The following is an 18,794-nucleotide window of genomic DNA, read 5'->3' on the forward strand; positions in this document are numbered from 1 at the left end:
CGTGCAGAGCTTTTTTTTATGGTGAAGTAAAAGTAACTTCTGCCAAATATGATATACTGTATAAATTCCAATATATTAGAATACTTATAAGGGAGGTCTCTATGAAAATTTTCGACTTGCATTCAGATTTGTTTACAGACATCGCCTTCCGAAGAGCGCGCGGCGAGACGAATGTTTTTGACAGAATCCATTATCCAGCACTGAAAAAAGGAGGTGTAAGTTCAATCATATGTGTGTTTTGGACGGAACCTATTTTTTCTCATCAACCACTAGAGCGTTTTCATGATCTTATCAAGTTCGTTGAGGCAGACTTAATAGAGTCGACGTACGCGGTTGTTCAGCCTATCGATAGTATTCAGGAAGAGACTATTTCAGACGGAAAAGTTAGGGTTTATCTAGGTATAGAGGGGTTATCCTCCTTAGATCAGTGGATTACCAAGTCAGAAAACGAAACGATCGACACCGCTTTCGCATTCATGAAAGAAAAAAATATTCAACACATCATCATGGCTTGGAACGAACAAAACGCTTTCGCCAGCGGGACGGGTGCATTTTCTATCACGAGAGACTTAGGGATAACTTTACTTGGAATCGACTTGCTAGCTAAATCAGAGAAGTCAGGATTCATCATCGATGTCTCCCATCTGGATGAGACTAGTTTCTGGGATGTCATTCACCACACAACCTCTCCCATAATCGCTTCGCACAGTAACGCCCGAGCTGTATGCAATCATGAACGGAATTTATCGGATGATCAAATCCGTATCATCTCCGAACGAAACGGATTAATCGGATTGAATGCATATGGTGAATTTGTAGATGAACGGCATCCCAACGTTGACCGTTTTATTGATCACATCGACCATATTGTATCCATAATAGGCATCGATCATGTTGCATTTGGATTCGACTTTCTTGATTACTTAAGTGATCACTCGCTAGGTGGAGGTATGGATATTTTAACGGTAGGGCTGGAAGATGTTACGAAAGTTCCTGCACTTTTGAAACAGATGAGCCAACGTGGATATTCTCAGGAGGAGATTGAAGCAATCAGTTACAAAAATGCGGAGCGGTTCATGACTAATCTGATATCAGAAAGAAGGCGTACATAATGACGAATACATGGATTCAGCCAGATGACACGCTCACACTATGGGGAATTATTGTCGTAGTGGCATCACTCAGTATTTATTTAGAACAGCGTTTCAGTTGGGCCTCCAAGATTTCGGGAGCAATCATTGCGCTGGTTGGCGCTATTTTTCTCTCAAATACAGGTATCATTCCTACTGAATCTCCAGTGTACGACGCGGTGTGGAGTGTTATTATCCCACTTGCAATCCCACTTCTGCTTTTTCATGTCAATATTAAGAAAATATGGACCGAAAGTGGTAAGCTACTCGCACTTTTCCTATTAAGCTCAATCGGAACAGTAGCAGGAACGATCACTAGTTTCTTTCTTTTAAAAGATCACATCCCTTATCTGGATAAAATCGGTGGGATGATCAGCGCATCTTACGTAGGAGGCGGTGTGAACTTTGCGGCAATGGCGGGCAAGTTTGAAGCACCTGGTGATCTCGTATCTGCAACAGTCGTCGCAGATAATCTCATGATGGCCATATACTTTGTCATTTTAATGCTGATTCCGACGATTGGATTCTTTAGAAAACGTTATTCTACACCACATATCGATCAAGTGGAAAACGGAGTCACGCAAGAAGATGGGAAGACGTTAGCGGAAAGTTTCTGGAAGAGAAAAGACATATCGTTAAAAGATATTGCAATGGCAATTGGTACAGCTTTCTTCCTCGTTATCGTTTCGTTCAAACTCGCGGACTTTATTGGCGGTCTGATACCTTCAGGAGAGAATGTTTCAGGAATCATGAACTTGGCACATGCGATTTTTGGAGATAAATACCTTGTATTGACCACGGTTACATTTATCGTATTAGCTTTGTTCCCATCTTATTTCGAAAAGATTAATGGCAGCCAAGAGTTCGGGACATTCTTGATTTATTTATTCTTTGTGGTCATCGGGATTCCGGCATCAATTCCATTAATCGTACAAAATGCACCGTTGCTTCTCGTGTTTGTATTCATCATCGTAATGGTAAATATGGTCGTTTCGTTGGTAGCAGGAAAACTGTTGAATGCCAATTTGGAAGATACACTTTTAGCAAGTAATGCCAACATTGGTGGGCCGACAACTGCTGCTGCATTGGCAATTGCAAAAGGGTGGAAAGACTTGATTGGCCCAATATTAGTCGTCGGAACCCTTGGCTATATTATTGGGAATTACATCGGTACTGTACTTGGTCTTTGGTTTTCAACTTTAATTTAAGTAGTATTCAAAATGTCTCCGAGATATTTATAATTAAACAAAACGCTTTGCCTTATGCGCAATGCGTTTTTTTATATGACAAGTGTCATACGAACCGATGACAGAAGGGACTGCAACGCGCTCGCGGCTTTCAGTACGATAGAGTCAAAGGAGTGATCGTATGTCAACAATCATTGAGTGTATGGGTGTGGGAAAGTCATTTAGCGGAAAGTCGGCTGTAGGAGACTTGTCTTTTCAGATTGAAAAAGGAGAAGTGGTGGCGTTATTAGGACCGAATGGAGCTGGAAAAAGTACAACAATCCAGATGCTACTAGGCTTATTGGAACCTTCAACAGGGAGGATCATCATTTCAGGACAGAATCCTAAATCGAAGGCAGTCCGGGAACGAATAGGTGTCATGCTACAGGAAGTTCGAGTGTTGGATACAGTCACCGTCAAGGAAATCCTTCAGTTGGTTAGAGGGTATTATCCACGACCACTCTCTATGGAACAGTTAACTAAGCTAACCGGGTTAGATGAAACGTCACTGAATATGCGCACTGAAAAGCTGTCTGGTGGCCAGAAACAACGTGTTAGTTTTGCACTAGCGCTAGCGGGTAATCCAGATATGTTGTTTTTGGATGAACCAACTACCGGCATGGATGCCACTGCACGAAAAATCTTTTGGAAATCGATTCGTGAACTTGCAGAACGTGGCACAACCATCGTTTTCACTACACATTATTTAGAGGAAGTGGAGTATGCAGCAACCCGCGTTTTAATGGTTAATCACGGTGAGCTTATTGAAGATGGATCTCCTGAAATGTTGAAAAAGAAACTGGTGATGCAACGAGTATCATTCCTAACCGACGAGGTGTATCGTCCGGAAACTTTTCAAGGTCTTGGTGCTTCGGACATTCGTGTAGATGGAAAGAAAGTGACCATTCTCACTGGAGATGCAGATCACTTATTGAAAGTCTTGTATGCACTAGATCTTGAAATCAGTGAAGTGACCGTTAGTAGAGGCACACTAAAAGAAGCTTACAGTCAGTTAACGGACAGTCAGGAGGCAAGTTGAATGAAAATAGTATGGAATGAATGCTGGTTGGAAGCATTACGTGTCTTTAGGAATCGCTACTTCATCTTTTGGTCGCTCATTATGCCAATTGTCTTTTACGTGTTTTATACAAACGTGATGGTTCAAGATGTTGAGGATTCTAAGCTTTGGGAAAAGCATTTACTTATGTCAATGGCAGCGTTCAGTGTAATGGGAAGTTCGATTATGACCCTTGGACTTCGACTCGTTCAGGAGCGGAATCAGGGGTGGACGACGTATTTAAAAACGACTCCGGTGTCTGGAGCTGTATATTTCATTGCAAAGATGGTGGGACAGACGGCGGTCCATGTCTTTACGATTATCGTGATCTTTGTAAGTGGTGGTATGGTTAATGGGATTTCGATGACTACTATTGAATGGATCACAGCAGGTATGTGGATTTTATTTGGAGCAATCCCTTTTCTAGCACTTGGGGGATTAATCGGGACGATGAAGAAGTCGGATACGGCATCAGGTGTAAGCAATCTGCTCTATTTAGCGCTCGCAGTAATGGGGGGCATGTGGATGCCTATGGAATTTATGCCGAAGCTGCTGCAACAAGCGGCACAATGGATCCCCTCTTATCATTATGGAGCAGGCGCTTGGTCTATTATTCGCGGAGAAGCACCTGGACTAGTCGGTATCCTAGTTTTAATCGCTTATACCGTTGTTTTCATGATACTATCGATACAAAGAAGGCGGATGCAGGAGGCGATCTAGAAGATGAAATCATTTGAATTATTTCCACGACGATTCGGTTTGATTCCTTATGTATTTCTTGCCTATCTCGCACTGCCGTTATTTCATGTGCTGTCGGAGTCTGGTTTGAAACGAAATATTGGATTTGTTTTGTTGGTTGTATTTGTTGTCGCATATCGGGAGGCCTACCGGGCGGTGAAGGATGTTAGCCTCATTGTCTGGTCGACAATCCTATTCGTACTTATTCTAGCATTGGCTTGGTTTTATCAACCATACAATCTGATGCTGGCTTTTTACATCTCGAACTTCATTGGATGGATTGGAGATGCACGTCTGTTTAAGCGATCGGTAAGTGTGTTTGGAAGTGTGCTAGTTTACTGTGGAGTTATATTAATCGATGCATATGGCATACAAACTGGGGTAGTTGCATTTCCATTTATTATCGTAATGGCACTTACGCCTATAGCTGTCCGTAATAGTGCGGAGCGCGGCAGACTCGAAGAAGAGTTGGATGCTGCGAATGAACAAATCCGTGAATTGAGTCGGCAAGAAGAGCGTGTTCGAATCGCACGCGATCTCCATGATACGCTCGGACATACGTTGTCATTGATCACATTGAAAAGTCAGGTGATCCAACGCGTGCGAAACGATTCTGATCGAGTCTTAGAAGAAGCAAAGGGAATTGAACACACATCGCGCTCAGCGTTGAAACAAGTAAGAGAATTAGTGAGCGATATGAGAGGGAGTTCGGTTGCAGAGGAGCTTGTGCAAATGCAAGAAATTCTTTCGGCTGCATCCATCGAACTAAAGACAGAACTCCCTGAGCCCCTTCCTGACCTTACCCCACTAAAACAAACGATTATTGGGATGTGTATTCGGGAGTTGGCAACCAATATTGTCCGACATAGCAGTGCTTCAACGTGTTTGGTATCAATTCAGAAAACAGATGGCAGCTTGGTAACGAGTGTCAAAGATAATGGAATTGGCATGACTGGGGCTCATTATGGAAATGGTTTGAACGGTATCGTCGAACGGCTAGCATTAGTGGAAGGAACACTTTCAATTGAAGAGCAATCTGGTACTCAATTTAAGCTAGTCGTGCCGCTTCCCATTACAACAAAAGGGGGAGATTCTGGATGATTTCACTTGTGATTGCAGAGGACCAAAAAATCTTACGTGGCGCACTTGGTACGTTGCTCGACTTTGAAGAGAATCTGACAGTAATTGGGCAAGCGCAAGATGGAGAAGAAGCATTACGATTAATCCATCAACTGAAACCGGATGTATGCATTCTGGATATTGAAATGCCGAAGAAGAGTGGCTTGGATGTTGCGGATGACTTAAAAACAGCGGGCTCTTCTTGCAAAGTTGTTATTTTGACGACCTTTGCACGACCTGGTTATTTTGAACGTGCCCTTCGAGCGGATGTCAGAGGCTATTTGTTGAAAGACGGGTCAATCGATGAGCTAGCGAATGCTATCAAGAATGTGATGATAGGTAAACGTGAGTTTTCTTCAGAACTTGTGATGGGACATTTCTCAAATGACAATCCGCTGACTAAACGAGAACAAGAAGTATTAAGTTATGCAGCAAATGGTCTCACTTCAAAGGAAATAGGGACAGCGCTTTATTTATCACCTGGAACTGTTCGGAATTATTTGTCCGAAATTTTGCAGAAGGTCGGTGCAAAAAACAAGGTGGAAGCGCTTGTGATTTGTCGGAAAAAGGGCTGGCTGGATTGAAGGATATTAATGAAACGGAGGCCGCTCACACGTCATTGTAAGAGCGGTTTTTGTGTGGTGAAAATTTGAAACTTTCATCAATCCATTTCGTAAAATAGGAAGTAGATGTGATACGAAAAGGAAGTGAACAGCATGCAAAAGCTATCCCAACATGTAGAAACTCACAAAACTAAGGTAAATCGATTTTATGATCTCATTGCCAACGGGCTCTTCATCGCAGTTATTTTATATACAGTTGTCCAGTGGAATCAGATACCTGAGCAAGTTCCAATTCATTTTAACGCATTGGGAGAAGTAGATAACTATGGATCGAGATGGGTCTTGTTGCTAGTACCAATGATCAGTGGGGGATTGCTTGCGTTGCTTGAATTTTTGGAGCGCCATCCAGAGTGGCATAACTATCCCAGTCGATTAAATGAAACGAATGCGCCACAGTTTTATCAAACTAGCCGGGAACTGTTAAATCGTGTGAAAAACCTCTCACTTTTTTTAATGGTTTACATCCAATGGGAAATCGTTCGCGTCGGACTTGGTCATTCAAATGCAATGAGCCAATGGGTTTTCGGTGGATTACTTGCTTTGATGGTTGTCGTAATGATTATGGGTGTGGTTCAACAGAAGAAGATAAATTGAAAAGAAGCATCCTCCAGCAAAACTAGTGGAGGATGCTTCTTTTACCGTTCGGACTTAAGTTGTCGCTTTGGACGAATGAGATAAATATAAATCTGATAGACACCGAATAACAAGGTAAGCGTCAGGGTAGGAGCCAAGATATTTTGTGGTTCTACGATGAAATAAGCACAAGCTAGGGCAATTACGTATAAAAGGTAACCGATTGAAAAGAGTTTTTTACTCGTCAATGCATTCCCTCCTATTGTTTGTGAAGCTTAACGTTCGCAGGCGATACCGTCTTTGTCTCGATCTAACTTTGTATGTGAGTTATAAATTGCTGCGTTTACAGTCGGTGCATATTTCGTCTTACCACCTTTGTTGCGTACAGTAGCGTTCTTCGCCACTCCTCCTTTGTACGTCTGATTCAGCATAGTACAGTTTTTGTAATTAACGGGCGCAGCATCAGCAGGTTGTGCCGGGATTGTTGCGACTCCGAGTGTTAATACTGTTGCGGTTAGAACAGCTGCAATTTTTTTCATTATAAGCGCTCCATTCAATTGATGAATTTTAAGATAATTATAATTGATTTCCAGTTCGATGGAAAGACAAATTATTGAATCAATTGTTAAATTGTGCATTGATGCCGATTGTTCTTTTAAACTGGCTGATAATAGGCTTGATCTGAGTGAATCGACTCGCGCATAGTGCAATTCCATCCCTAAACGCGCGAAGCGCCACCAATTAATCTCTTAAAGCCATTGAAGTGTGTCCAGATATCGAGAAACTTCGCTAAGTGTCGGAGAAATGAGCCCATGTGATCGAGAAACTTCGTCCAGTGTCAAAGAAACCTCTCCACATGTCTGACAAACCTAAATAACTGTCAGAGAACGGCAGACAGAGATGTAGCCAATCCCTAAACGCGCGAAGCGCTACCAATTAATCTTTTAATGTTATTGAAGTGTGTCCAGATATTGAGAAACTTCGCTAAGTGTCGGAGAAATGAGCCCATGTGATGGAGAAACTTCGTCCAGTGTCGAAGAACACTCCCTATATGTCTGACAAACCTAAATTACTGTCGGAGAACGGCTGACTGAGATGTAGCCAATCCCTAAACGCGCGAAGCGCCACCAATTAATCTCTTAAAGCCATTGAAGTGTGTCCAGATATCGAGAAACTTCGCTAAGTGTCGGAGAAATTAGCATATGTGATCGAGAAACTTCGTCCAGTGTCGAAGAAACCTCTCCACATCTCTGACAAATCTAAAGAACTGTCGGAGAACCGCTGACAGAGATGTAGCCAATCCCTAAACGCGCAAAGTGCCAACAATTAATCCAAAAACCTTAGAAACTTTGGAATGGACATTGTCAAAAGGCTCTCACTTCGTTCATAATGGAAAGAATAGAGTAGGAGGCAATCAGAATGTTAGGACAAATCAAAAGTCAGATGAATAGATTTTCAAAAACAGAACTACGAATAGCGGAGTATATCCTGAACCACGCAGAACTGATTCCAACAATGACAACGAAAGAATTGGCTGCAAAGACTGACGTCAGTGAAGCCTCTGTTGTTCGGTTCACCAAATCGGTAGGTATTGCTAGCTTCAAAGCGTTCAAGATTTTAATGGCACAAGAGCTTGCGACCACGGAAGAATACATAACGGACTTTTCAATTACTCAAAAAAAGGATTCACCATACGAACTATTCCAGAAAGTTGTACATGTCAATCGAGGCGCTATCGATCTACTACTTGCTTCAATTGAAAAGAAAGAACTCGAAAAGGCGGTAAAAGCGTTTCAATCGGCGCACAGGATTTTGTTTTACGGAGTAGGTGGTTCTGCAATTGCAGCGATGGACGCTCAATTCAAGTTTTCAAAACTCGGGTACCAAGTGGAGTATCATGCGGATTTCCATTATATGCTCTCGGTTATCCCTTTTTTAAGCGAGAACGATGTGTTTGTCGCAATCAGTATGTCTGGTGAAACCAAGGATGTCATTGAACTCGCAAGGTTTGCAAAAAAACAAGGTGCGACTCTAATCGGCATTACCAACTTGAACAAATCTCCGCTATCAAAGGAATCGGATATACAACTCGCAACACCAAATGTTGAAAAAGATTTTCGTGTTGGAAGTATTACATCACGCATGACTCAACTTACAATAATTGATAGTTTATATATTAGCTTAGTAAACCAAATGGGCGAGACTATTATAGATCGCTATCAGAACGCTCGAGAACAGGCGGTGAAATTAAGAAGATAACGAGTTTTGCATAAAATGAAATTATATTTCATATAATTCAATTAAACTATTGACTTGTAATTTCCTTAAAGCGTACAATGAAGCCAATGAAACGTTGAAAGGAGTGAGCGAATGCTTGAGAAATTAGGCACGGAACAACGCAATCCTCATACGATGTCATTGGATACAATGAGTGTTGCAGATATTCTGAAAGCCATGAATAAAGAAGATGGATCAGCAATTGAGGTGATTCATACACAGTTGCCATCGATTGAAAAAACGGTCCATGCCGTCATCGACTCGTTTCAAAGAGGTGGAAGGTTGATTTATATCGGTGCGGGTACAAGTGGACGTCTTGGGATTCTAGATGCGGTTGAATGTGTACCAACGTTTGGGGTCTCTCCCGAAATGGTAGTCGGTTTAATCGCCGGAGGATTGAAAGCGTTCACAAAGGCTGTGGAGGGGGCAGAAGATAATCCAGAGCTCGGAATCCAAGATTTAAAAGACATCCAGCTGAATGAAACCGATACGGTCATCGGTATCGCAGCAAGCGGTAGAACCCCTTACGTCATCGGCGCACTGGATTATGCACGCAAAACTGCTGCTCATACAATTAGTATTAGTTGTAATGAAGGTGCTGAAATGAGTAGTCATGCCGACATTGCAATTGAACTTCCAACTGGGCCTGAAGTGTTAACGGGTTCAACACGTCTAAAAGCCGGAAGTGCACAGAAAATGGTGCTGAATATGATTTCGACGGCTGCAATGATTGGTATTGGAAAGGCGTACGAAAACTTGATGATCGATGTGCAAGCGACGAACTTGAAACTTCAAGAGCGCTCAAAACGCATCATTATGGAAGCAACTGGGGTGGATCTACATACTGCAACATCTTTCTATGAAGCTTCTGGCAAGCATGTGAAAACAGCGACCGTCATGATCTTACTTGATTGCTCCAAAGAACAGGCACAAGAACGGATTGAAGCAACAGGCGGGTTTGTTAGAAAAGCTACACAGCAAGCATAAAGGGTTTTGAAAAATCATTCACTAGTAGGAAGAGAGAGGGAGGGTACAGGATGAGAAAAGAGCAACAAATGGCGACGGGCATACTGGAACACGTTGGCGGCAAGGGGAATATTCGTAAAATCGCCCACTGTATGACACGACTTCGCCTAACATTGAAAGACGATAGTAAAGCAGATATTGCCGCGTTGAAAAAAATTGAAGGCGTCATGGGGGTTGTCGTCGATGAAACACTACAAGTCGTCATTGGCCCAGGAACTGTAAATCGAGTTGCGGATGAAATGAGCCAGTTGACGGGTCTTGGTATCGGAGAAGAGTCTGAGCCGGAGTACGACAGTCTGACATTTGAAGAACGCGCTGCGATTGACAACGAACGTAGAAAAGAGAAAAACCGCACACCGTTCAAAAATTTCCTGAGACGAATTGGGAACATTTTTATCCCACTGATTCCGGGACTTGTCGCTTCAGGGATTATCAATGGAGCTGCAAACTTTGCGAAAAACGCAGGTGTCGATCCAACCCAAACATGGATGCAGATTTTACTGCTTCTCGGATCGAGTGTCTTCACATACTTAGCGGTAATTGTCGGCTGGAACACAGCGAAAGAATTTGGTGGAACACCTGTACTTGGTGCGATCGCCGGAATGTTCTTATTTAATCCATTCCTTGCAGAGATTACGATTTATGGCGAGCCTTTAGTAGTCGGTCGAGGTGGTTTATTCGGAGTCATCTTTGCAGCATTCCTTATGACGTTTGTTGAAAAGAATGTGCGTAAAGTTATGCCAGCAGCAATTGATATCATCTTTACCCCACTCGTTACCGTACTCACTGTCGGTTTCTTCTCGCTCTATGCAATTGTACCGGTAGCGGGTTTGCTAGCGGACGGAATTACAAAAGGATTGATTGCCGTTCTTGATGTAGGTGGAGTTGTTGCGGGTGCTGTCCTTGCAGGATTCTTCCTTCCACTCGTTATGGTTGGATTGCATCACGGACTTACCCCAATCCACTTGGAATTGATCAACACATATGGAAATACGGCATTGCTGACGGTTCTCGCTATGGCTGGAGCTGGGCAGGTCGGTGCAGCAATGGCAATTTTCGTGAAAACGAAAAACCGTCGTCTCCGTAATATTATCAAGGGTGCGTTGCCTGTTGGCTTCCTCGGAATTGGAGAACCATTGTTATACGGGGTTACGTTACCACTTGGCCGTCCTTTCATCACCGCTTGTATGGGTGGCGCACTAGGAGGTGCCTTCCAAGCAGTGATGCATACGGCGGCGACAGGAATCGGTGTATCAGGAATATCACTCATTCCACTAATTGATGACGGCAAGTACTTGTTCTACTTCCTTGGACTGCTCATCGCTTATGGTGGCGGATTCCTATTCACGTACCTGTTTGGATTTAAAGAAGAAATGGCACGCGATATTTAACAAAAACAGCATTCATCTCCATTAGCTATAATGGGGATGAGTGCCTTACTTTTTTATACGAGAAAAGGATGGTGAACGAGATGCTTGGCATGTCTGTCTATTTAGGAACTGTAAGCTTTGCGGAACACGAACAGCGTATACGAGAAATGAATGCTGCCGGCTTCCAGTCTATTTTTACATCACTTCATATTCCAGAAAATGATGCATCTGCATATAAGGATGAAGTTCAACAACTTGGGAAATTAGCACGAGAACTTGGGATGGAGCTGATGGTGGATGTGAGTCCAAGTGCGCTCGATAGTCTTGGATTCACATGGGACCAAGCAGAAGGATTACTAGAATGGGGTATCAGCGGATTACGTCTAGATTATGGGATTGCTCCAAAAGTCATAGCTGAGTTGTCGCAAGTAATGCGCGTTGCGTTGAACGCCAGCACAGTCACGCATGAAGAATTGAGTCATATGAAAGCTGCAGGCCTTCGACTTGAAGCAACCGAAGCGTGGCATAATTTTTATCCACGACCGGAAACGGCACTGGGTCTCGAAGATTTTGTAAAACGAAACAACTGGCTCCATGAGGAAGGTGTGAAGGTCATGGCGTTTGCACCCGGTGATGGACAACTACGAGGGCCACTGTTTGAAACGTTGCCGACGCTCGAAAAACATCGACAAGCATCTCCACTTGCAGCAAGTTTAGAACTGATGAACGATGCACATGTCGACAAAGTGCTCATTGGGGATCCGGGATTAAGCAAGGCGAGCTTAGAACAATTTAAAGCGTATCAAAATAACAAGATTCGTCTCCGGGCAAAGGCAGCTGACCAAGCAATTGACCAGGCACTTGAAGCAGCTGCGACCCTTCATACGAACCGGCCAGACAGTGCGCGCGATGTTATTCGTTCCAGCGAATCCCGTCCAGCAGCTATGAAATCAGGCAGTTCCGTTCCTGCGCAGTATTGCGTAGCGCGACCAACAGGTACGATTACCGTAGATAATGAGCGCTATTTGCGCTATCAAGGTGAGCTCCAAGTAACGAAAACAGATTTAGCTGCTGACGAGCGCGTGAACGTTCTCGGACAGGTCATCGAAGAAGACGTAGCTTTGCTGAAATATATCGGTGGCAATCAGCAATTTGAAATAGTTTGGATTTGAAAATATCCCCTCTGAGAGATTTCAGAGGGGGATTTTTTTTGCTCAAATAATACAGAGTAACTAGTAAAAATTAATATTATATGGAACTATTTTTCAATTTAATGAGTCGATAAGTATCAGACTATGTTACTATATTATGGAATAGGTTTTTAGTTTTTATCCCCACTGATATCTTGTGTGATTACGGAGGAAATGCGAATGACAGACGAATTGTTGACGCCCATGCGTGAAAAGGCTTTAAAGTTAAGGGTGGAAGGTCGTTATAAAGAGTTAATTGAGCATTGTGATGTATTACTAGAAAAAGGATTAAAACAACAAGATCATAAAGCGGTACTGTGCGCGCATATTCATCATGCTTCCGCTTTCTATAGCATTGGTGCAATTGAAGAGGCATTTTTAAGTGTCGACGCACATTTACAACATTGTTCCCAATATGGAGATGAAAACGAACAACTGAACGGTATTAATATCCTTGTCATTTTGTATGACTATAATAAGGAGTATGAAAAAGCGAAAGAGGCGTTAAAACGAGGTATTGAATTGGGATCTCGTCTGAAACATTGGAACATGGTTAGTAATGCCTACAGTAATTATAGCCATATTTGTGCGAGTGAGGAAGATTATGAAGGTGCTCTTGAAAATGGTCTGATCGGTCTTGAAATGGCAGAAAGGTATGTACCTGACATTCCAATCCTAAAATTTCGTGTGAAGTTAAACATTGCGAATGCCTACGTGGGGCTCGGGGATTCAGAACATGCAGGACCGATGATTAAAGAGATGTTGGCAGACCCTATCTTGTCAACATATGTGCGAGAAAGAGCTCAGTGTTACGATTTGTATGGACGCTTTTTAGTGAAAACCAAAGAGTTTTCAAGTGCGCTCGAAGCATTTGATATTGCTAAAAATGAAGCATTGGAGATTAAAGATCTTCTTTTATTGAAGGAAATCCAAGAAAGACGCTGTGACTTATGTGAAATACTAGATGACCGGCAACTAGGATTTGTCGTCCAGCAAGAATATATTAAGTTATTAAAGACGTTACAAGAACAGGAATTAGCGATGACTGCGCTGAAATTGGAAGTGAAACATAATGTTGCTTCTATTGAACGTAATGCAAAAGTAGATTATCTGACTCGCTTATTCAATCGTAGACATTTAGAAGAAGTCGCAGCGAATTGGCTGGCACAAGCCGCTGAGGCAGGTAGCTCTGTATCCTGTATTGCACTCGATCTCGATAATTTCAAGTCGATCAATGATATATATGGTCATTTGGCAGGTGATGAAGCATTGCGTAAAATTTGTGCTATATGCCGAAACGTATTGTGGAGATCGGACTCAACGGAATTATTAGCACGATATGGGGGAGATGAACTGGTTTTCATCTTAAATGGGGAAACTTTGGACAACGCGAAGGACCGAGTCACAAAGCTTCTAGCTGAAATCCAGAAACTGAGAATCACTTTTAATGAAAAGCCCATACCTGTCACTGTGAGTATCGGCATGGCTGACAATGCAAACGGTTCGTACTCGAGGTTTGCAGATGTATTTTATCGTGCGGACCAAGCGTTATATCGATCAAAAGCGAATGGGAAAAATCAGATGTCTGCATTTGAAAGTTCTATGAGGTAGTACTGTTAAATGTGGGAGCACCTTCTATTATGGAGGTGCTTTTTGCATTCTGAAGGCGGGAGAGAGGTGGGCATGTAACTAGCTGGAAATCAAAAAACGCCTCGCCATTAGGGCGAAGCGTCCAGAATCATTAATTTTCAAGCTCCATCTTTTTTAAATGGATCTTCGAAATCTTGCCTGCTGCTGTCATTGGGAATTGTTCAAGGAATTCGAGTTCGCGCACTTTAGAGTAGTGGACGACGCGCTCGTTCGTATATGTCATCAGCTCATCTACACTTAGTGTGGTGCCTGGTTTGACGATGACAAATGCTTTTGGAATTTCTCCAACACCTTCCGCGGGCTTCCCGATCACAATCGCATTTTGAACCGCAGGGTGGGAGACGATTACTTCTTCAATTCTACTTGGATAGACGTTATACCCATTATAGATAAGCATCTCTTTTTTACGATCCACAATCGCGAGGTAGCCGTCTTCATCGATAATTCCGATATCTCCAGTGTGAAGCCAGCCACCACGTAATGTGGAAGCAGTCTCCTCCGGTTTGTTGAAATAGCCTTTCATCACTTGAGGTCCATAAATACAAATTTCACCGCTCTCACCAGGTGGAAGCGCATCTACGCTCATCCCATCGAGGGAAACGACTTTAATCTCCGTATTATAGGTGGGTAGACCGACTGTTCCTATTTTATGGATGCCGCCTGCCAAGCAAACACTACCTGCTACTGATGCTGTCGCTTCTGTAAGACCATAACCTTCACCAACACGAGCATTAGGAAACATTTCTTTCAGCAAGCCCATCTCTTTTTGAGATAGTGGGGCAGCTCCCGAACTGACGTTACGAATCGTTGAAAAATCGTACGAATCGATGCCTGGTAAGTTTAATAAGACATTCCACATTGCAGGTGCTCCATTAATAGAAGAAACTTTGTATTTCTCCATTAATTCCAAGAATTGAGTAGGTACAAAGCGATCAGGTAGTAGCGTTGTAACCCCTTGTGCCATCGGAGAAACAATCATTCCGATGCCTCCAGTAATGTGAAACAGGGGAGAGGGACTTAACCGGATTTCTTCCCCAAGGGGAATCAAATACTTTTTCTTGTAAGCCTCTGGATCTTGTTCCACCGCTACAAAACGAAGTGCGCCGTCTTCATCGACTACTGGCAAGGCCCCAGCTGTCCATGCCGCAATTTGTGTAATGTTGCTGACAAGGTTTGCATGCGTGATCATGACACCTTTTGGACTTCCAGTTGTACCACCCGTATAAGCGATGTGCACTAAATCTTCCTGTGGATCGATGCCTGGATCGAATTCATCATCAGATGCAGCAGATTTTAATGCTGCAAAACTGTGCCAGCCGTCAAAGGAGGACACATCAACGGGGGTCTCATTGGTATAAATTTCAGATTCACCAGTCATGATGACCTGCTGAACTCCTGTATCTGCTATAACTTCCGCTAGCGTACCCGCAACAGATTCATGAGTGATGACCACTCGTGTTTCCGAATCATTCAGCTGATATGTTAAATCGCCTACTGGCAAATACGGATTTAGTGGCGAATACGCCGCTCCAGAAAGAATAATTCCATAGTAAGCAGCCACATATTGTGGGCAAGTCGGCAAATGAGTGGAGACTGTCATGCCTCGTCCTACTCCAAGTTCGCGAAGTGCATTCGCAAATCGTTTAGCTTCAGTGTAAATCTGGTTATACGTAATACGTGTATCTCGATAGATATAAGCATCTTTCTCCCCGTATTGTTTCACGCTACCTTTTAATATGGCCCCTGCCGTGACGTTCGGAATGTCGAGTGTTTCTGGCAAATCTTGATCGTAGTTTTCTCTTTTCGAAAGTTTAACGTTCATTTGACCACCGCCTTCTCGAAATATGTTCCAATCCATGAATCGAGCGAAGTTTGTAGTGTCTCGGCAGATAATGAAACCAACCGAGACGCTGGATTACAATTCAATTACACATGCTTTTTCGCGAGAATAGTCCTCAATTGAGTCAGTTCCGAATCCACTGCTCTTAACGCCACCAAATGGAAGATCCACTCCAACTCGAGCATACGTGTTTACCCACACATTTCCTGCTTCAAGTGATGCAACCATACGATGCGCGCGACTTAGATCCTTCGTCCAAACGCCTGCAGCGAGGCCGAATTCAGTTCCATTAGCTAGCGCAATTGCTTCCTCCTCAGTATCGAACGGAATCATAATTGAAACAGGGCCAAAAATTTCTTCCTGACAAACTCTTAGTGTATTGGACTCTGATTTAAGAAGAGTAGGTTCGATCCAATATCCATTCGCTAAATCGCTTCGATCTGGAATAAGTTCAGATCCACCGGAGCGTCCACCGTATACGAGTTCTGCACCTTCATCCAAGCCTAGTTGGATATAGGAACGTATTTTTTCGTACTGCGATTTATTTGCGATAGGGCCGGTAGTTGTTGTTGGATCCATCGTCGGTCCAAACTGTTTCAACTCTGGATTCTGAAGATAATTTTTAATCCCTTCAGCTACTCTATCGAGAATTGACCGATGAACGAGTAGACGTGAACTTCCAACGCAAAGTTGACCAGAGTTTCCGGTGAAAATACTATATGAACTAATAGCCTCAACTGCTTTTTCAATATTGGCATCCTCAAATAGGATATTTGCAGATTTTCCACCAAGTTCAAGAATTAATGGCTTTGGCTTACCAGCCGTTGCTTTTGCAATTGAGGTAGCAGTGCCGCCTGAACCTGTTAAACTCACTTTACCAACAGCAGGGTGTTCGACGAGAGTGTCTCCAATTTCAGAGCCAGGTCCACAAATGACGTTGAGAACGCCTTTAGGGAAAACATCCTTCAATAGGTTAGCGAGATGTAGAGAAGAGACCGCTGATTGTTCGGATGGTTTGATGACTACTGTGTTTCCCGCAGCAAGTGCATACGCCGCTTTAATTGAAAATGTAAACAAAGGTGCGTTCCATGGTGTAATTCCAACAACTACGCCATAAGGTTCACGTAATGTGTACCCAAGACTTGTTGGACTCATAGGAACGGTTTGACCTCGATTCGCTTCTGAAGCCTTACCTGCTGCATCTAGCCAAACTTGCTGCAAGACAGGAATTAGTCCATATGTTGTTTCTCGGATTACCCAGCCATTGTCTTGTGTTTCAAGAGCAGCGAGCTCGCCGCCATTCGCGGAAATGATTTCAGCAGCGTCACGCAAGCACGCAGCACGTTCCCCGGCAGATAAGGCTTTCCACGCAGGAAATGCTTTCTGTGCCGCCTCAATTGCAGTCACTGCATCTTCCTTAGAGCTTTTCGGAACTCGTGCCCATGCTTTACCGGTCGAGGGGTCAATACTATCTGTAAGTGCACCACCTGTTGCTGCACGTAATTTTCCACCAATCAAGTTTTGGTACTCTTTCAAGTCTGTTGACACTGCCATATTCATTCTCCTCCTTATTTTCGTTTTATCCCTTAATGGAAAGTATTAGTGAATTGTGGAATGTGCTCATAAATTGCGATATTTGCTCATAACTCAAGGAATATGCTCATAAATTGGAATAAGTGATCATAAACTCTAGAAAGTGCTCATAAACCGCAAAAAGTGATCATAAACTCTAGAAAGTGCTCATAAACTTCAAAATGTGCTCATAACACATTAAGCAAAACCCATATCTAGTCATTCACAAACTGTAAAATCAAGAAACTGGTACGGCGTCACGTTTCGCAGGTGTTGAATGCCAACCGAGTGATCGTGCGGTTGCTCTCCTGGAATCGCGAACAGAACCCAAATAGGAGTCGTAATATCGAGCGCGTTTTAAATAGAGATGCACGTCAAGTTCTTCAGTGAACCCAATGCCACCATGGATTTGAATTGAATCTGCCGCCGCTTTGATAAACGCTTTGGAGATGAACGAACGAGCGCTATGCACAGCCGCAGATTTGTCCTCAGCATTTGTTTCAACAGCCCAAGCTGCATAGTAGGAGAGGGAACGTGCCGTCTCCAAATCAAGCTTCATGTTGACGATACCGTGCTTAATCGCTTGAAATCGTCCGATTGGCTGATTAAACTGCACACGAATCTTGGCATATTCTGCTGTCATTTTGACAAGCTCATCCATTCCACCAACCATGCTAGAACAAAGCGCTGCGTTAAAATGTAGTAAGCCTTCTTTCAACATGTCAGTAGCACGACCCGGTTCACCAAGCAGCTCACCAGGTGTTTGTTTCAATGTGATTTCAGCTAGCTGCTGGGTTTCATCAAGGACAGAAAGCATCCGGGATGACGCTATATCACTCGCTTTTACGAGGAATAATGACTTGCCTTCAGCAGTCTGTGCACCCGTAATGTACGTATCAGGATTGCCTATCACAGGGACCAGAGTTTTAGTGCCTGTCAGTGCATAGCCGCATTCCGTTTTAGCTGCAATACAGCTGAACGAGTTCGGGAACAAACTCCCATCCTTTTCATACCACGCGATGGAGATAGAGCTTTCTCCGGCAGCAACTTTCGGAAGGCGAGCTGCCTTTTGTGCAGTCGTGCCGAACGACTCGAGTAAAGGAACTGCGAGTGCCAGTGTCTCAAGTTGAAGTCCAGGTAACAAGACTCTTCCGGTTTCTTCGAAAACTGGAACAAGATCGAGTGCACCAAGACCAAGACCATCTACTTCTTCAGATATGGGGATTGCGGTTACCCCCATTTCAGCAAGCCCAGATGTAGCATTAGCAACAACATCCAATTTGCCACTAATGACGGAACGTGCGATTTCCGTTCGGTCAAGATCATTCATATATTTACGAATCGCTGTACGAAACAGCTCTTGTTCTTCGCTTAATGCAAAATCCATAGTAGTCACCTCACCT

General features: G+C 43.3%; 17 protein-coding genes. 12 read left to right on the top strand and 5 right to left on the bottom strand.

Going from position 1 to position 18,794, the window contains the following annotated elements:
* The first annotated feature begins 101 nt into the window (after nt 1-101).
* The 7 genes from M3197_RS02035 to M3197_RS02065 all read left to right on the top strand — a co-directional run bounded on the left by M3197_RS02035 (nt 102) and on the right by M3197_RS02065 (nt 6,487).
* Nucleotides 102-1,112, top strand: coding sequence for a dipeptidase (locus M3197_RS02035; RefSeq protein ID WP_251658342.1), 1,011 nt, complete (start codon nt 102-104; stop codon nt 1,110-1,112).
* Nucleotides 1,112-2,338 (top strand): DUF819 family protein, encoded by a 1,227-nt coding sequence (locus M3197_RS02040; protein ID WP_251658343.1) that lies wholly within the window; start codon nt 1,112-1,114, stop codon nt 2,336-2,338. Before M3197_RS02035 ends, M3197_RS02040 begins: the two co-directional genes overlap by 1 nt.
* A gap of 160 nt (nt 2,339-2,498) precedes the next feature.
* A complete protein-coding gene (locus M3197_RS02045; protein WP_251658344.1) occupies nt 2,499-3,395 on the top strand; it encodes an ABC transporter ATP-binding protein in 897 nt (298 codons plus the stop codon).
* Nucleotides 3,396-4,133, top strand: a complete 738-nt coding sequence (locus tag M3197_RS02050; RefSeq protein WP_251658345.1) for an ABC transporter permease — start codon at nt 3,396-3,398, stop codon at nt 4,131-4,133.
* Nucleotides 4,134-4,136: 3 nt separating this feature from the next.
* Nucleotides 4,137-5,252, top strand: a complete 1,116-nt coding sequence (locus M3197_RS02055) for a sensor histidine kinase (RefSeq protein ID WP_251658346.1) — start codon at nt 4,137-4,139, stop codon at nt 5,250-5,252.
* On the top strand, nt 5,249-5,854 hold the full coding sequence (locus M3197_RS02060; RefSeq protein WP_251658347.1) for a response regulator transcription factor: 606 nt from the start codon (nt 5,249-5,251) through the stop codon (nt 5,852-5,854). The genes M3197_RS02055 and M3197_RS02060 overlap by 4 nt, the downstream gene beginning before the upstream one ends.
* A gap of 132 nt (nt 5,855-5,986) precedes the next feature.
* Nucleotides 5,987-6,487, top strand: coding sequence for a DUF1648 domain-containing protein (locus M3197_RS02065; RefSeq protein WP_251658348.1), 501 nt, complete (start codon nt 5,987-5,989; stop codon nt 6,485-6,487).
* A 41-nt stretch (nt 6,488-6,528) separates the two neighbouring features.
* Here M3197_RS02065 and M3197_RS02070 read toward each other — a convergent pair whose 3' ends face one another.
* Nucleotides 6,529-6,714 (bottom strand): hypothetical protein, encoded by a 186-nt coding sequence (locus M3197_RS02070; RefSeq protein ID WP_251658349.1) that lies wholly within the window; start codon nt 6,712-6,714, stop codon nt 6,529-6,531.
* A 27-nt stretch (nt 6,715-6,741) separates the two neighbouring features.
* On the bottom strand, nt 6,742-7,005 hold the full coding sequence (locus M3197_RS02075) for an excalibur calcium-binding domain-containing protein (RefSeq protein ID WP_251658350.1): 264 nt from the start codon (nt 7,003-7,005) through the stop codon (nt 6,742-6,744).
* Between the two features lie 880 nt (nt 7,006-7,885).
* Between M3197_RS02075 and M3197_RS02080 the strand changes: the two genes are divergently transcribed.
* From M3197_RS02080 to M3197_RS02100, 5 genes are all read left to right on the top strand, one after another.
* On the top strand, nt 7,886-8,725 hold the full coding sequence (locus tag M3197_RS02080; RefSeq protein WP_251658351.1) for a MurR/RpiR family transcriptional regulator: 840 nt from the start codon (nt 7,886-7,888) through the stop codon (nt 8,723-8,725).
* A 111-nt stretch (nt 8,726-8,836) separates the two neighbouring features.
* On the top strand, nt 8,837-9,730 hold the full coding sequence (murQ, locus tag M3197_RS02085) for an N-acetylmuramic acid 6-phosphate etherase (RefSeq protein ID WP_251658352.1): 894 nt from the start codon (nt 8,837-8,839) through the stop codon (nt 9,728-9,730).
* A gap of 50 nt (nt 9,731-9,780) precedes the next feature.
* Entirely contained in the window at nt 9,781-11,160 is a 1,380-nt protein-coding gene (locus M3197_RS02090; RefSeq protein WP_251658353.1) for a PTS transporter subunit EIIC, read from the top strand.
* A 68-nt stretch (nt 11,161-11,228) separates the two neighbouring features.
* Complete coding sequence (locus tag M3197_RS02095; protein ID WP_349774081.1) at nt 11,229-12,311, top strand: DUF871 domain-containing protein; 1,083 nt, start codon at nt 11,229-11,231, stop codon at nt 12,309-12,311.
* A 198-nt stretch (nt 12,312-12,509) separates the two neighbouring features.
* On the top strand, nt 12,510-13,940 hold the full coding sequence (locus M3197_RS02100; RefSeq protein ID WP_251658354.1) for a GGDEF domain-containing protein: 1,431 nt from the start codon (nt 12,510-12,512) through the stop codon (nt 13,938-13,940).
* A 130-nt stretch (nt 13,941-14,070) separates the two neighbouring features.
* Here M3197_RS02100 and M3197_RS02105 read toward each other — a convergent pair whose 3' ends face one another.
* The 3 genes from M3197_RS02105 to M3197_RS02115 all read right to left on the bottom strand — a co-directional run bounded on the left by M3197_RS02105 (nt 14,071) and on the right by M3197_RS02115 (nt 18,778).
* Nucleotides 14,071-15,801, bottom strand: coding sequence for an AMP-binding protein (locus tag M3197_RS02105; protein ID WP_251658355.1), 1,731 nt, complete (start codon nt 15,799-15,801; stop codon nt 14,071-14,073).
* 93 nt (nt 15,802-15,894) lie between these two features.
* Nucleotides 15,895-17,373: an aldehyde dehydrogenase family protein gene (locus M3197_RS02110; protein WP_251658356.1), complete on the bottom strand. Its 1,479-nt coding sequence runs from the start codon at nt 17,371-17,373 to the stop codon at nt 15,895-15,897.
* A 256-nt stretch (nt 17,374-17,629) separates the two neighbouring features.
* On the bottom strand, nt 17,630-18,778 hold the full coding sequence (locus M3197_RS02115) for an acyl-CoA dehydrogenase family protein (protein WP_251658357.1): 1,149 nt from the start codon (nt 18,776-18,778) through the stop codon (nt 17,630-17,632).
* Nucleotides 18,779-18,794 lie beyond the last annotated feature (16 nt).

Origin of the sequence: Sporosarcina aquimarina, from assembly GCF_023715615.1 — a bacterium.
Classification (GTDB): domain Bacteria; phylum Bacillota; class Bacilli; order Bacillales_A; family Planococcaceae; genus Sporosarcina; species Sporosarcina aquimarina_A.